Source organism: Azospirillum sp. VT-I1 (genome assembly GCF_055698305.1).
The window spans coordinates 155866-169945 of the sequence record NZ_CP168802.1 but is presented as its reverse complement, the minus strand read 5'-3'; the positions used below and the strand labels follow the sequence as shown (position 1 = coordinate 169945).

General features: G+C 68.9%; 12 protein-coding genes and 1 pseudogene. 3 read left to right on the top strand and 10 right to left on the bottom strand.

The window, feature by feature from the left end; translation table 11 throughout:
- Positions 1 to 6: 6 nt before the first annotated feature.
- From AB8P05_RS14890 to deoC, 3 genes and pseudogenes are all read right to left on the bottom strand, one after another.
- Positions 7 to 1508: pseudogene (locus tag AB8P05_RS14890) on the bottom strand (sugar ABC transporter ATP-binding protein).
- Between the two features lie 86 nt (positions 1509 to 1594).
- Positions 1595 to 2641 carry a substrate-binding domain-containing protein gene (locus AB8P05_RS14885; RefSeq protein ID WP_472759873.1) on the bottom strand — a complete coding sequence of 349 codons (1047 nt, stop codon included), beginning with the start codon at positions 2639 to 2641 and terminating at the stop codon, positions 1595 to 1597.
- A 179-nt stretch (positions 2642 to 2820) separates the two neighbouring features.
- A complete protein-coding gene (gene deoC, locus AB8P05_RS14880) occupies positions 2821 to 3492 on the bottom strand; it encodes a deoxyribose-phosphate aldolase (protein ID WP_472759872.1) in 672 nt (223 codons plus the stop codon).
- 265 nt (positions 3493 to 3757) lie between these two features.
- Between deoC and AB8P05_RS14875 the strand changes: the two genes are divergently transcribed.
- Positions 3758 to 4525, top strand: coding sequence for a DeoR/GlpR family DNA-binding transcription regulator (locus tag AB8P05_RS14875; protein WP_472759871.1), 768 nt, complete (start codon positions 3758 to 3760; stop codon positions 4523 to 4525).
- Between the two features lie 15 nt (positions 4526 to 4540).
- Here the strand turns inward: AB8P05_RS14875 and AB8P05_RS14870 are convergent, their stop codons facing one another.
- Positions 4541 to 5425 (bottom strand): EamA family transporter, encoded by an 885-nt coding sequence (locus AB8P05_RS14870; RefSeq protein WP_472759870.1) that lies wholly within the window; start codon positions 5423 to 5425, stop codon positions 4541 to 4543.
- A 112-nt stretch (positions 5426 to 5537) separates the two neighbouring features.
- On the opposite strand from AB8P05_RS14870, the gene AB8P05_RS14865 reads away from it, so the two are divergent.
- A complete protein-coding gene (locus tag AB8P05_RS14865; protein WP_472759869.1) occupies positions 5538 to 6023 on the top strand; it encodes an Lrp/AsnC family transcriptional regulator in 486 nt (161 codons plus the stop codon).
- A gap of 9 nt (positions 6024 to 6032) precedes the next feature.
- On the opposite strand, the gene AB8P05_RS14860 is transcribed toward AB8P05_RS14865, so the two are convergent.
- The gene (locus tag AB8P05_RS14860) at positions 6033 to 7166 is read right to left on the bottom strand and encodes a hypothetical protein (RefSeq protein WP_472759868.1); all 1134 of its coding nucleotides are present in this window, start codon (positions 7164 to 7166) and stop codon (positions 6033 to 6035) included.
- A 166-nt stretch (positions 7167 to 7332) separates the two neighbouring features.
- Between AB8P05_RS14860 and AB8P05_RS14855 the strand changes: the two genes are divergently transcribed.
- Positions 7333 to 8319: an aldo/keto reductase gene (locus AB8P05_RS14855; protein ID WP_455173173.1), complete on the top strand. Its 987-nt coding sequence runs from the start codon at positions 7333 to 7335 to the stop codon at positions 8317 to 8319.
- Positions 8320 to 8353: 34 nt separating this feature from the next.
- On the opposite strand, the gene AB8P05_RS14850 is transcribed toward AB8P05_RS14855, so the two are convergent.
- The 5 genes from AB8P05_RS14850 to proV form a co-directional block, all read right to left on the bottom strand.
- Positions 8354 to 9328, bottom strand: coding sequence for an MBL fold metallo-hydrolase (locus AB8P05_RS14850; RefSeq protein ID WP_472759867.1), 975 nt, complete (start codon positions 9326 to 9328; stop codon positions 8354 to 8356).
- A gap of 318 nt (positions 9329 to 9646) precedes the next feature.
- A complete protein-coding gene (gene pabB / locus AB8P05_RS14845; RefSeq protein WP_472759866.1) occupies positions 9647 to 11128 on the bottom strand; it encodes an aminodeoxychorismate synthase component I in 1482 nt (493 codons plus the stop codon).
- 3 nt (positions 11129 to 11131) lie between these two features.
- Positions 11132 to 11770 (bottom strand): GNAT family N-acetyltransferase, encoded by a 639-nt coding sequence (locus AB8P05_RS14840; RefSeq protein WP_472759865.1) that lies wholly within the window; start codon positions 11768 to 11770, stop codon positions 11132 to 11134.
- 80 nt (positions 11771 to 11850) lie between these two features.
- A complete protein-coding gene (locus AB8P05_RS14835; RefSeq protein WP_472759864.1) occupies positions 11851 to 12735 on the bottom strand; it encodes an ABC transporter permease in 885 nt (294 codons plus the stop codon).
- Between the two features lie 3 nt (positions 12736 to 12738).
- The gene (proV, locus tag AB8P05_RS14830; protein ID WP_472759863.1) at positions 12739 to 14022 is read right to left on the bottom strand and encodes a glycine betaine/L-proline ABC transporter ATP-binding protein ProV; all 1284 of its coding nucleotides are present in this window, start codon (positions 14020 to 14022) and stop codon (positions 12739 to 12741) included.
- Positions 14023 to 14080 lie beyond the last annotated feature (58 nt).

Below are 14080 nucleotides of genomic sequence, written 5' to 3'. Positions count from 1 at the left end.
CCTCCCCTAGGTAAAGGTCTTGAGCCGGTCGCTGACCGTCTCTTCGGTGACGTCGGCGGCGGGCAGATCCTCGATGAAGCGTCCGCGATGCATCAGCACGATGCGGTTGCAGTTCTGCACCAGCTCCAGCACGTCGTCGGAGATCATCAGGACAGCAAGGCCGTGATGCTGCGCCAGCTCCCGGATCTTGGCGTGGATTTCCGCCTTCGACCCGACATCGACGCCCACCGTCGGGCCGTTCAGGATCAGCACGCGGGCGTCGGTCAGCAGCCAGCGGGCCAGCACCACGCGCTGCTGGTTTCCGCCCGACAGCTGCATCACCGGTTTCTCGGCGGTGGGGGTGGCGATCTGCATGGCGCGGACCATGCCCTGCGTCATCTTCTCCGCTTGGCTGCGGTCGATCACCAGCTTGCGAGCCAGCCGCTCGTAGGAGGTGGCGAGCATGTTGCGCTTGATGCTCTGCGGCAGGAACAGCCCTTCGGTCAGCCGGTCTTCCGGCACATAGGCGATGCCGGCCTCGATGGCCTCCTGGGTCGTGCGCAGCCGCACCGGCGCGCCGTCGATCAGGATTTCGCCTTCATAACGCGGCACCATGCCGAACAGCGCCAGCGCCAGATCGGTGCGGCCGGAGCCAAGCAGGCCCGACAGCCCGACGATCTCGCCCGGCCGGATGGCGAGGTTCAGCCCCTCGCATTTGCCGGGGACGGTCAGGCCGCGGATCTCCAGCCGCGGCACCGGCGGCGGGCCGGGGGCGGGGTCCAGGCATAGGGTTCGTTGAGGATGTCGCCTCCGGTCATGTGGCGGGTGATCGACGCCTCGTCGAAGTCGCCGGTCGGCCCCTCCGCCACCTTGCGGCCGTTGCGGATGACGGTGATGCGCTCGCTGATCTCCAGCATTTCGCGCATCTTGTGGCTGACGAACAGGATGGCGATGCCGCGCGCCTGGATGTCGCGGACGATGCGGAACAGCGTCTCGACCTCCTTGCGGGTCAAGGCCGTGGTCGGCTCGTCCATGATGATAAGGCGGGCGTCGGACATCAGCGCGCGGGCGATGGCGACCAGCTGCTTGCCGGCGGTCGGCAGCGACGCGACCTCGGCATCGAGGTCAAGCTCCACGCCCAGCCGGTCGACCGCCTCGCGGGCAATGGCGCGGGTGCGCCGCCAGTTCATCAGGCGCCGCTTCTCGCCGAGATGGACGTTCATCGCCAGATTCTCGGCGACCGTCAGGTTCCCGAACAGGGAGAAGTCCTGGTAGATGACCTGGACGCCGTGGGCGATGGCCTCGATCGGCGACATGGCCGGCACCGGCTTGCCGTCGATCAGGATTTCGCCGCCGTCCGGCTGGTAGACGCCGGACATGATCTTGATGACGGTGGATTTGCCCGACCCGTTCTCTCCGGCCAGGCAATGGATCTCGCCGGGCTTGATGACCAGGGACATGGCGTCCAGCGCGACGACGCCGGAAAATACCTTCCGGATGCCGCGGAGTTCGATGAAACCGTCTGACATGTCTTCCGCCCGGCGGTTCGAGGATAAGGATGAAGGCGCGGGCGCCGGCAGCCCTTGTCATGCCGCCGGCGCCCGCCTTCAGGTCATCAGAAGTCGTAGGCGTCCATGTTTTCCTTGGTCACGCCGACCCAGCCCTGGCCGTACAGCAGGTTGGCCTTGGCGCCCTGCGGCGTGGTCAGGGCGGTGTAGCCGGGCAGGCCCAGGTTCAGGCCGGCCTTGATCTGCTCCTTCTTCCCGTCCAGCGCCATCACCGCCATCATGTTCATGGCATAGCCGGCGACCGCGGGATCCCAGAACTGGATGTACTGGATGTCGCCCTGGGCCAGATACTGGCCGGCCACCGAAACCAGGCCGGTGCCGGAGAAGAACAGCTTGTTCTTCAGGCCGCGTTCCGCCACCAGACGGCCGGCGCCGGCCGAGGTCGGCATCGGGCCGCCGATGATGCCCTTCAGGTCCGGATATGTCGTCAGGACTTCCTTCAGCTTGTTGTAGTCGGTGTTGGCGTCGTCATAGGTCTCCAGACGGTTGGTCACCATCTGCATCTTGGGGAAATTCTGCTTCTGGTAGGCGATGGCGCCGTCGATCCATTCGTTCTGCGACTTCGAGGTCAGGCTGCCGACGGTGCAGACATACTTGCCCTCGCCGCCCATCGCCTTGCCCAGCACTTCCATCAGCTTGGCGCCGTAGGCGAAGTTGTCGAAGGCTTCCAGCACATAGTCGGCGTTCTGGATGTTCGACGCCTCATGCGCGATCACCACGATGCCGCGGTCGCGCGCCTTCTTCAGCACCGGCTCCACCGCCTCGACGGAGAAGGGGACGATGGCGATGGCGTCCACGCCCTGGGCGATCAGGTTCTCGACCAGCTGGACCTGCGCTGCCGCGTCGGCCTGGCTCGGCCCGACCATCCAGGTGTCGTGGCCGGTGTCGCCGGCGAACTGCTTCACGCCGTCGCGCATGCGGTCGAACCAGGCGATGCCGTCGACCTTCACCACGGTGGCGATGGAGTATTTCTTCTTGGTGGCGTCGGACTTCAGCGTCTTGACGGCATCCGGGGTCGGAACCGGATCGGCGGCCACCGCCGGCCCGGCGACCAGCGACGCGGCGACGATGAGCGAAGACAGCAACTTCTTCATGTTGGCGTGACTCCCATGGCAGGCGATGTGCGCCGCGGTGGGGGCGGAAAACCACACCCATCGACGGTGCCGGGGTGTTTGCCACCCCCTTCCGCGTTCCGTTTCTGGTGATGCCGTGCCGGCTGGGACGGACGGAACACCCGCCCGACCGGCACGCTGTGCGGCGAGGGCCCGCGGCGTCAGCCGCCGACGATCGCCACGCTGGCGCTGGCGCCGATGCGCGAGGCACCGGCCGCGATCATGCGGCGGGCATCCTCGGTCGTCCGCACGCCGCCCGATGCCTTGACCCCCATGCCGTCGCCGACGGTGCGGCGCATCAGCGCCACATCCTCGACCGTGGCGCCGCCCCCGGCGAAGCCGGTGGAGGTCTTGACGAAATCGGCCCCGGCCTCCTGCGACAGGCGGCAGGCCAGAATCTTCTCGTCGTCGGTGAGCAGGCAGGTCTCGATGATGACCTTGAGCAGGGCGTCGCCGCAGGCGCGCTTGACCGCGGCGATGTCGTCGCGGACTTCCGCCGTCCGGCCGGCTTTCAGCAGGCCGATGGGGATCACCATGTCGACCTCGCGGGCGCCGTGGCGGACCACCCATTCCGCCTCGTCGGCCTTGATGGCCGTGGGGTCGGCGCCGAAGGGAAAGCAGATCACGGCGCAGGGCGCCACCGGCGAGCCGGCCAGCCGCTCCGTCACCAGCGGGATGAAGACCGGGTTGACGCAGACCGCCTTGAAGCCATGCGCGCGCGCCTCGTCGCACAGCCGCTCGACATCGGCGGGCTGGGCGTCCGGGCGCAGGATGGTGTGGTCGATGAACGGAGCCAGACCGGCCGACTCCGTCGGGACGCTGGGAACGGGCATCTTGGTCCTCCCGGGGAGACCCTTTTCGCCGAGCCTCTCCTCGATTGTCGCCGGGATGCCAACATCTTCCTTGTTGATGTTAACATCCTAACATTTTCTGAAAGGATAGTTTCACGTCGCCGCGCAGTGTGTCAAGATCAATGCATGCGATTGTGAGTTTGGCTACGGCCATACAGTTCCAGGCATTGCGCCATTGGGATTAACCCGTCTGGATTGTAGGCTGCGGCCGTGATTAGGCTGGGCGAAAGCGCTGCGGGATGCGGACATGTCGATGAGAAGGGCGGATCGCCTTGACCGGTTACAGACCGCGCTGGATGCCGGCGGCTATCTGCGGCTGAAGGATGCGGCCCGGCTGCTGGGCGTCTCCGAGATGACGGTGCGCCGCGACATCGCGTCCTGCGGCGGGCGATTCGCCTATCTCGGCGGCTACATCGCCGGCGGGCTGGAGAGCAGCGGCGGCATGGGCTACATGCTGGACCGGGAGCGCGACGCCCATATCGAGATGAAGCGGGCGGCCTGCGAGGCGGCGGCGACCCTGCTGAAGCCGGGGGAGACGGTCTTCATCGACTGCGGCACCACCACCACCCACCTCGCCAGCCGCATCCCGGCCGACAGCCAGATCACGGTGGTCTGCTACGCCATGAACATCGCGGAGATCGTCTGCAAGAAGCCGGGCGTGCGGGTGGTCATGCTGGGCGGCCTCTACCATGCCTCGTCGGCGTCCTTCTCCAGTCCCGAGTCGCTGGAGATGCTGCGCGGCATCGGCATCAACACCGCCTTCATCTCGGCCGGCGGCGTGCACGAGGCGCTGGGGATCAGCTGCTCCAACTTCCACGAGGTGGAGATCAAGCAGACCGCCATCGCCAACGCCGTGACCAAGGCGCTGGTGATCGACAGCAGCAAGTTCGATCAGGTGAAGCCGGCCTTCTTCGCCAAGCTCGACAGCTTCGACATCCTGTGCTGCGACCGCGGGCTGGACGACGGGCGGGCCGGGAGGCTGTCCGCGGCGGGCATCCGGATCGTGCCGGCCTGAGCGGCAGGTCGCCGATCAGCCTGATTTGGCCTTGCCCAGCGCGCTGCCGGCCGACGCGCACATGATGCAGGCGATGGCCGTCCACTGCACCCAGCTCAACCGTTCGCCCAGCATCAGGAAGCCGATCAGCGCCGCCACGGCCGGCGACGCGCTGACGGCAAGGCTGAACACCGGACCCGGCAGGCGGCGCAGCGCCATCATCTCCAGCGTGTAGGGCAGCATGCTGGACAGCGCCGCCACCGCGAAGCCGACCACCAGAACCGACGGGATCAGCAATCCGCCGCCCGCATGGGCGACCCCCAGCGGCACCGTGAAGCTGGCGGCAACCAGCATGCCCCATGCCACCGCCTGTCCGCCGGGCAGGGACGAGGCGCGCTTGCCGAACACGATGTAGAGCGCCCAGCACAGCGCCGCCGCCGCCGCATAGGCGACGCCGACCGGATCGAGCGCGGCTGACGCCTGCTGCAGAGGCAGCAGCAGAACGAGCCCGGCCACGGCGCAGGCGATCCACAGGAAATCCTTCAGCCGGCGGGAGCCGAGCAGCGCCACCGCCAGCGGCCCGGTCACCTCGATGGCGATGGCGATGCCGATGGGGATCAGTTCCATCGCGCGGTAGATCGACAGGTTCATCGCCCCCAGCGTGGTGCCGTAGATCAGCAGGTTGCGCAGGTCGCCGCGGCCGGGACGGCTGCGCCAGGGCCGCAGCATCGCCGCCAGCATCAGCGCCGAAAGCCCGACCCGCAGCGCCGTGACGCCCTCCGCCCCCACCAGCGGGAACAGCGACTTGGCCGATGCGGCGCCGACATATTGCGACAGCAGCGAGGCCAGCAGGAGCAGCAGGGGAAGCGCGGCATGGTCCGTACTGCCGGCGCTCGTCGGATCGGTGGAGGCGTTCGCCACGCTCGGGGGCTCCGGATCGGGATTGGGGTCGAACGAAAAGATACTGTGACGCCGCGGCGCCGAGCGCTTAAGTTTCGCCCCATCGACGCATCGTTATTTCGCAAGAGCCCCCATGCGCTCAACAACCGCTCGGCCGCCGGACCAGCTCGACGACCAGGACCGCGCGATCCTGCGCATCCTCCAGCGCGACAACAAGACCTCGCAACGGGTCATCGGCGAGGCGGTCCACCTCTCCGCCCCGGCGGTGCAGCGCCGCATCGCCCGGATGGAGGCGGCCGGCATCATCCGCCGCAACGTCGCCGTGATCGATCCGGCCGGCGTCGGCCAGGGCGTGACCGTGGTGGTGGAGGTCCAGACGGTCAACGACCGCTCCCCCGTGATCGCCGCCGCCAAGCGCATGTTCCGCGAGGCGCCGGAGGTGCAGCAATGTTACTTCGTCACCGGCAAGGCCAGCTTCGTCCTGATTCTGCTGGTCCCGGACATGGCGAGCTACGAGCTGCTGTCGCGCCGCCTGTTCGCCGACAATGAACTGGTGCAGGCCTTCCAAACCCTGGTGGTGCTCGACCCGGTGAAGGTCACGCTGGAGGTGGACGTTTGAGCGGAACGCTCAGTCCTCCCACTCCTCATAGCCCCAATCCTCTGCGTCCGGGTCGGCGGTGCCGAGCGGGGCGACGGTCGCGCCGGCGTCCAGCGCCGCGGCCAGCCAGGGCTCCACGCCGGTGACGGGGGACATCCGGCACCAGCGCCGGCGGCGGCCGTCCCACCGGCACTTCCCCTGCCGCTTCATCTCCTCCCGCAATTCCCAGGACGGAATCGAGGGGAAGCGCAGTTCCAGGCCGCGGTCGTTCTGCGCAATCTCCACCAGCTCCCCGGACGCCGTCCTGTGGGTCAGCCCTTCCTCCAGCACCCGGCGCAGCAGGCCGGCGCGCTCCTCGCGGATGCGGGCCTCGTCCTCCCGCTGGCGGCGGCGCTCCGCCATCGCATCGGCGATCCAGTCGGGCGGCTCCTCCAGCACGTGGTAGCCGGCACCGCCACGCGGGCCCGGAGCCTCCTCGATCAGCCCTTCCTGCACGAGATCGGCGAGCATCGCCTTCAGCCGGTCGCGGTCGGTCCGGCTGCCGGCCGGCCGCTGCGCGGCAACATCCGCGGTGGTGAAGCGTTCGCCGGCCCCCCAGCCTTCGTAAAGTCCGGCGGCCAGCGCATGCAGGTCGGCGATGCGGCTGCGCTGGTCGGCCAGCCGCTGGGCGACGATCGGGTTGGGGGCCGAGTCGGTCCGCCCCTTCAGTCCGCAGGTCTGGCATTGCCAGCCGCCGGGATCCGACAGGAGGATGCGGGGTGCGCAGCGGCGGTTGCGGCAATGCTCCTCGCTGCCCGGCTCCGGCAGGCCGCGCCCGCTGTCCAGCAGGGTGCGGATCGCGTCGAGCGGGCTGTCGGCGACGGTCCGCAGCCTGTCCAGCACATCCGTCGGCAGCCAGACCTCCGCACCGCCGGATTCGTCCGGCAGGGCGAAACGGCCGGTCAGGCTTCTGCGGTGGGCGGGGGAGAGCAGGGAGAGCACCCGCTCGGCCGTATAGCTCTCGTCGAAATCATCCGCGAGCGCTTCCGCCAGTTCTTCCAGCGAGGCGGTCGGCGCCAGGGCGCTGCGGTCGCCGACGGCGACGATGCGGCGGGCCTCGGCGAGGATTTCCGCGCTTTCCTCCGCTTTGCCCGCCCTGTGTTCCCGCTGGCCCTTCGCCGCCATGTCCGCCCTGGCCCGTTGCCGCATCACCCCACCAAGCTGGTCGTCGCTGAAACGGTCTTCAAGCGCAGGCGGAACGGCCTTGCGAACGGCGCTGTTGACGGTGGACGACCAAAGGCATCGGCGTCGCCGTCCATCGGCGGGGGCGCCTGATATGATGAGGGTTCCCATGCCAGACAGCGCGCATTTCGCTCCGCCCGGCCCGCTCGGCTTCGGCGGCGCTCCCCTGGGCAACATGTTCGAGGAGGTGGCGGACGACATCGCCGAAGCCACGCTCGACGCCGCCTGGGACGCCGGCATCCGTTATTTCGACACGGCGCCCGAATATGGCCCCGGCATCTCGGAGCACCGGTTCGGTCATGCGCTGCGCAACCGACCGCGCGACCGGTTCGTGCTGTCCACCAAGGTCGGGCGCCTGTTGCGCGCGGACGAGAGCAAGGGCGGGCAGCACGGCCCCTTCGTGAAGGGGCTGCCCTTCCGCGTCGATTACGACTACACCGCCGACGGCGTCCGCCGCTCCATCGAGGACAGCCTGCAGCGGCTGGGCATGGCGCGCATCGACGTCGCCTACATCCACGACTGCGCCGAGGACGCCCATGGCGACCGTTGGCTGGAGGTGTTCGACACCGCCATGAAGGGCGCCGCCGTGGCGCTCACCCAATTGCGGGAGGAGGGCGTGATCCGCGCCTGGGGCCTGGGCGTCAACCGGGTGGAGCCCTGCGTCATGGCGCTGGAGCGCGCCGACCCGGACGTCTTCCTTCTCGCCGGCCGCTACAGCCTGCTGAACCAACCGGCGCTGGACGAGCTGTTCCCGCGCTGCGCGGAGCGCGGCGTGCATGTGGTGGTCGGCGGCCCCTACAACTCTGGCATCATCGCCGGCGGCAAGACCTTCGAGTATCAGGAGGCATCATCCGACAAGGTCGCCGCCCGCGACCGTCTGGCGGAGATCGCCGGCCGCCATGGCGTCGACCTGCGTGCGGCGGCGCTGCAGTTCTGTGCTGCCCATCCGGTCGTCGCCTCCGTCATTCCCGGCACCAAGAACCCGGCGCGGGTGCATGAGAATGTCCAGCTGATGGCCCAGCCGATCCCCGCCGATTTCTGGCGGGAGCTGAAGGCGTCGGGCGTCTTGCCGGAACAGGCGCCGACTCCAGCTTGACGGCGGCTTGATGGGGCGGGTGAGCGCCGGCCGGTCAGGCGCTCACCACCATGCCGGGGAAGGCCGCTTCGAACCGGCCGGGCTCGATGCCGTGGTCGGCCAGCGTGGCGCGCAGCCGTTCCGGCGGCTCCTCGCGCGCCTCGTCGGTCAGGCAGAAGGTGCCCCAATGGATGCCGACGGCCTTCCGCGCCCCGACGTCCAGCATGATCCGCACCGCCTCCTCCGGGTCGCAATGCTGGGCGGACATGAACCAGCGCGGATCGTAGGCGCCGATGGGGATCAGCGCGAGGTCGCAGCCGCCCAGCCGCCGGTGGATCGCCTTGAAGGCCGCCCCGGTGCCATATCCGGTGTCGCCGGCGAAATAGAGCGTGCCGACCGGCGTGCGCAGGTGGAAGCCGCCCCACAGCGCCATCCGCCGGTCGCGCACCGTCCGCGACGACCAGTGGTTGGCCGGCACGATGTGGACCTCGGTGTCCGCCGCAATCTCGAACCGGCTCCACCAGTCGCCGACCGCGGTCCTTATCCCGGGGATATGCCTGTGCAGGATGGTGTCGTTGCCGAGCGGCGTGACGACCAGCGGCCGGTCGCGCTCATGCAGCCGCCGCAGGGTGTCGATGTCCATATGGTCGTAATGGTTGTGCGACAGCAGGACGGCGTCGATCCTCGGCAGGTCGTGGAACCGGATGCCCGGCGCGGTCGCCCGCTTGGGTCCTGCGAAGCGCACCGGGCTCGCCCGCTCCGACCAGACCGGATCGGTCAGGATGTTCAGCCCCGGCGCCTGGATCAGCGCCGTCGCATGCCCCACCACCGTCACCCGTAGCGCATCGACGTCCGGTTCCGGCACGACCGGGGTGACCGGCACCTCGCCCGGCCATTTGACCTTCCGGCGGTTGAACTGCCACCGCAGCAGCTGGCGCAGCGAACGGTCGGTGTCCGGTTCCCCCGGATTGAAGAAGCGCACCCCATCGAAGTTCGCGGAGACGGGTCCTTGCCAGTAGGGGTTACGCATGCGGGACGCATCCTCCGTTTCGTGGCGATGAAAGCCAGGGAACCCATGATTTGCGCAGTCGGGTTCACGCTTGAAAGGGGGGACCCGCAAAAGGACGTCACATCGGAGAGTGGGGTTCTGGACCAGAGGAGCATGCCGTGATCCGCACCGCGGCGGTGAGCGACGCTTCGGTGCCGCCTTGGCCCCGGAAAATCGGCGGCCAGGAAGGACATCGGTCCTGTCCGGCCGCCGAATACTCGCCCAAATCTACAAATCCGCCCCTTTGGCAAAACTCCAGCAAGGGGAGAGGGGCTTTTCCGGCGAACTGGCAGAGTTGCCTCAGCCAACATCCAGCGCGCGCAGCAGCGGGCGGATCTTCACCATCATCTCGTCATGCTCCCGGCCGGGATCGGAATCGGCGACGATGCCGCCACCGGCCTGGGCGACGACGCGGTCGGGCGTGACGGTCAGGGTGCGGATGACGATGCTGCTGTCCATCGCCCCGTCGAAGCCGATCCAGGCCACCGACCCGCAATAGGCGCCGCGGCGGGAGTCCTCCAGCTCGTCGATGATCTCCATGGCGCGGATCTTGGGGGCGCCGGTGATGGAGCCGCCGGGGAAGGTGGCGCGCAGCAGGTCGACCGGACCCAGGCCCGGCTTCAGCTGCCCCTCGATCACCGACACCAGATGGTGGACGGAGGCGAAGCGCTCCACCCCGCACAGGACCGGCACCTTGACGCTGCCGATGCGCGCCACGCGGCCGATGTCGTTGCGCAGCAGGTCGGTGATCATCAGGTTCTCGGCCCGGTCCTTGACGCTGCCTTCAAGCTCGCGGGCCAGGGCGTCGTCCTCTTCCGGCGTGGCGCCGCGCGGGCGGGTTCCCTTGATCGGGCGGGTTTCCATGCGGCCGTCGGCGTGGAGGCGGATGAAGCGCTCCGGCGAGGCGCTGGCCAGACCGGTGCCGCCGGGCAGCGACAGGCAGGCCGCGAAGGGCGCGGGGCTGAGCGCCAGCAGGCGGCGGTACAGGTCGAACACCGGCAGCGCTGCCGGCCGGTCGGCCAGGAAGCGCCCGGTGAAGTTGGCCTGGAAGATGTCGCCTGCACGGATGTACTCCAGCACCCGTTCCACCCGGCGGCAATACTTCTCGCGCGCGATCTCCGGCCGCCAGGACGCGGTGGCGGCATGGGGTGGCGGCAGGCTGGTGGGAGCCGCTTCCAGGGTATCGACAAAAGACCGGAGGCGTCGGGCGGCACGGCGGCGGCGCCGGACCGCGTCCTGCTCGGGAAAGCCGCTGGACAGGATCCAGCCGCGCCGCTCCCATTCGTCGAAGACGATGACGGTGTCGTAGAGCCCGAAGGCCATGTCGGGCAGGCCGGTGTCGTCGCCATGGCGCGCCGGCAGCCGCTCCAGTACCCCTCCCAGCTCATAGCCGAGGAAACCGACGGCGCCGCCGGCGAAGGGAACGGGCAGGTCGGGCGGAAGGGACAGGCGGTGCGCCTCCAGCTGCCGTTCCAGCACGGTGAAGGGATCGCCGGCGACCCCCTGTCCATCCACCGTGACGGAGCCGCCGCGCGCCTGGATGGTGCGGAAGGGCTCGGCGGCGACGATGCTCCAGCGGCCCCGGCCGCCGGCCGCGGCGGCGCTGTGCAGAAGCGTGGCGAAAGGCCGGCCGGACCAGGGGGCGAAGGCGGCGACCGGATCGCGGTAGGGAACCTCGCGGATCAGCAGCGGACACCCGTCGCCCGCGCTCCCACCAGCCGGAATGTCCCCAACCGGAATCTCCCTGGCCGGAATGTCTAACATCAGGCCGTCATGGGGCATGCGTCATGCTCCGATGCTGGAGATGAGGGATTTTACCCAGAAGCGAAGGGGTTTGGCGGTCTCATCCCGGTCGCCGGCATCGCACCAGGACAGGGTGCCGCCGATCTCCGGCTCCGGCCGATAGCCCAGCCGGTGCCATGCGGCATCCGGCGTCCGGTAGGTCTTGGGACGGCGGGGATGGTCGGTGGAGCGCACGATCTCGCCGAAGGCGGCGGAGGCGAAGCGGTCGGCCTCCCTGATATGCGCCTCGCCGATCTCGAGCAGGGCGGTCCCGATCCCCCGCCCGCGATGGGAGGGCAGGACCACCAGCTCTCCGAAGCAGAAGATCGAACCCGGATCGCGGCCGGCATGGACGAAGGGGTCGCGCAGCGCGTCCAGCTCCTGGTCGAGCGGTGCGCCGGTGACGGCCGCGACCATGCGGTTGCGGTCGAAGGCGGCCAGGATCAGCCCGCCCGGCAGGCTGCCGAGGTCGGAGAGATAGCGTTCCTCGTAGGCGGCCGAGCCGGGATAGAGGTAGGGGAACTCGCCCAGCACCGCCAGCCGCAGGGCCGCCAGCTCCTCCAGCCAGTCGGCCAGGGCGGCGCCGGCGAGCCGTTCCACCCGGATATCGCCCAACCGGCTGTCGCCGCCCTGCGTATCCACTTGCAGCCGCCGCCCGTCAGGTGGCGGGGGCCGCGCCGGAAGAGCGGCGGCGAAGCCCCCTTCCGGAAGAGCCCCGGCGCTCACCGTGCCGGCACCGGCAGGAACCGGCGCAGGAACGCGAAGCGTGCCGGGCGCGGCGCGGCGGCGGTCTGGCCGAAGCTCTGCGTGATGCGGTCGAGGACGATCGCCAGCAGCACGACGCTGAGCCCGCTTTCGAAGCCGAGCGCGATGTCCAGCCGTTGGATGCCCTGCAGCACGACGTTGCCCAGGCCGCCGGCACCGATCATCGAGGCGATGACGATCATCGACAGCGCCATCATCATGGTCTGGTTCACGCCCGCCATGATCGAGGGCAGGGCGTTCGGCAGCTGCACCTTGAACAGAAGCTGGCGGTCATGGCAGCCGAAGGCCTTGCCGGCCTCCACGATCTCGCCCGGCACCTGCTGGATGCCCAGCGCCGTCAGGCGCACGGCCGGCGGCATGGCGAAGATCACGGTGGCGAGGATGCCCGGCACCCGGCCCAGCCCGAAGAACATCACGGCCGGGATCAGGTAGACGAAGGCCGGCATGGTCTGCATGAAGTCCAGCGTGGTGCGGACGATGCTTTCCACCACGCGGTTGCGTGCCATCCAGACGCCCAGCGGCACGCCGACCAGCAGGCTGAGCAGGGTGGCGGTAAGCACCAGTCCCAGCGTGGAGGCGGTCTCCGCCCACAGCCCCATGCCGGCGATCAGCGCCAGGGCGGCGACCGTGAAGACGGCGAAGCCGACACCGACGCGCCAGAGGGAGATGGCGACGATCAACCCGATCAGCAGCCAGGCCGGTGCCCCGACCAGCACATACTCGATGGCGCCGCCGAAGCCGTTCACCACCGTCGCGATCGCGTCCAGCGCCGGCTGGAAATGGTCGAGCATGAAGCTGACCAGTTCCTCGACCCATTTGCCGATTCTCAGTTCGAATTCCATCGATCAATCCCCCCGAACCAAGGTGTGGAGCATGAGGGCGCGTGAGATGGCGCCGAGGAAATTGTGGTCATCGTCGACGACGGGCACCGGCCATTCGGTGTCGGCGACGAGCGCGAGCAGGGAGTGGATGGGCGTCGTGGCGTTGACGGTGCGGACGTCCGGCAGGAAGGCGTTGACGAAGCGCGGCTGCGGCCCCTTCAGCTCGCGTTCCAGCGTCGCCTGCGACACGACGCCCTCGAAACGGCCGTCCTGGGTGCGGACATAGCCGAAATGATGGTGGTTCTCGCGCAGCTGGTGCAGCGCCGGGGCCAGTTCGCCGGGCATGCGGATGACGGTGTTCGTCGCTTCGAACCGCGCCACGTCGCCGGCCCGCAGCACCTTGGAGGCATCGACGTTGCGGAAGAAGGAGCGGACATAGTCGTCGGCCGGGCGGCTGAGGATCTCGTAGGGCGTGCCGACCTGCACGATGCGCCCGCCTTCCATGATGGCGATGCGGTCGCCGATGCGCATCGCCTCGTCCAGGTCGTGGGAGATGAAGACGATGGTGCGCTGCTGCTCGCGCTGCAGGCGCAGAAGCTCGTCCTGCATCTCCGTGCGGATCAGCGGGTCCAGCGCGGAGAATGCCTCGTCCATCAGCAGGATGGTCGGGTCGTTGGCCAGTGCGCGGGCGAGGCCTACGCGCTGCTGCATGCCGCCGGACATCTCGCGCGGGTAGCGGTGGGCGTAGGCGCCCAGACCCACCTGTTCCAGCGCCTGCTGCGCCGCCTTGTGGCGGTCCGCCTTGGAGGCGCCGGAGATCTCCAGGCCGAAGGCGGCGTTGTCCAGCGCGCTCAGATGGGGCATCAGGGCGAAGGACTGGAAGACCATGCCCATGTTGCGGCGGCGGGCCTGGATCAGCTCCGCCTTGGACATGCTGACCAGATCTTTGCCGTCGAGCAGGATTTCGCCGCTGCTGGGCTCGATCAGCCGGTTCAGCAGGCGGATCATGGTGGATTTGCCGGACCCCGACAGCCCCATGATGACGAAGATCTCGCCGGCGCGGACCTGGAAGCTGGCGTCGAGCACGCCGACATTGACGTTCAGCTTTTCCAGGACCTCGGCCTTGCTGGCGCCCTGGCGCAGCATCGACAGTGCGGGCTTCGGATCGGCGGAGAAGATCTTGTAGACGTTCCGCACCTCAAGCCGGACCGCCGCGTCGTCGCCGGCGTGGCTCCTGGCCGCTCCGCGGGGAAAGCCCAGGCTGGCGGGAGCGCCGACCGCGACCGCGCTTCGCATCATCGTGTTCATCGACAGGCCTCCCCCGGCTTCGCGACAGCGTGACCCGTGGCACTGGGAGGATCGTTGT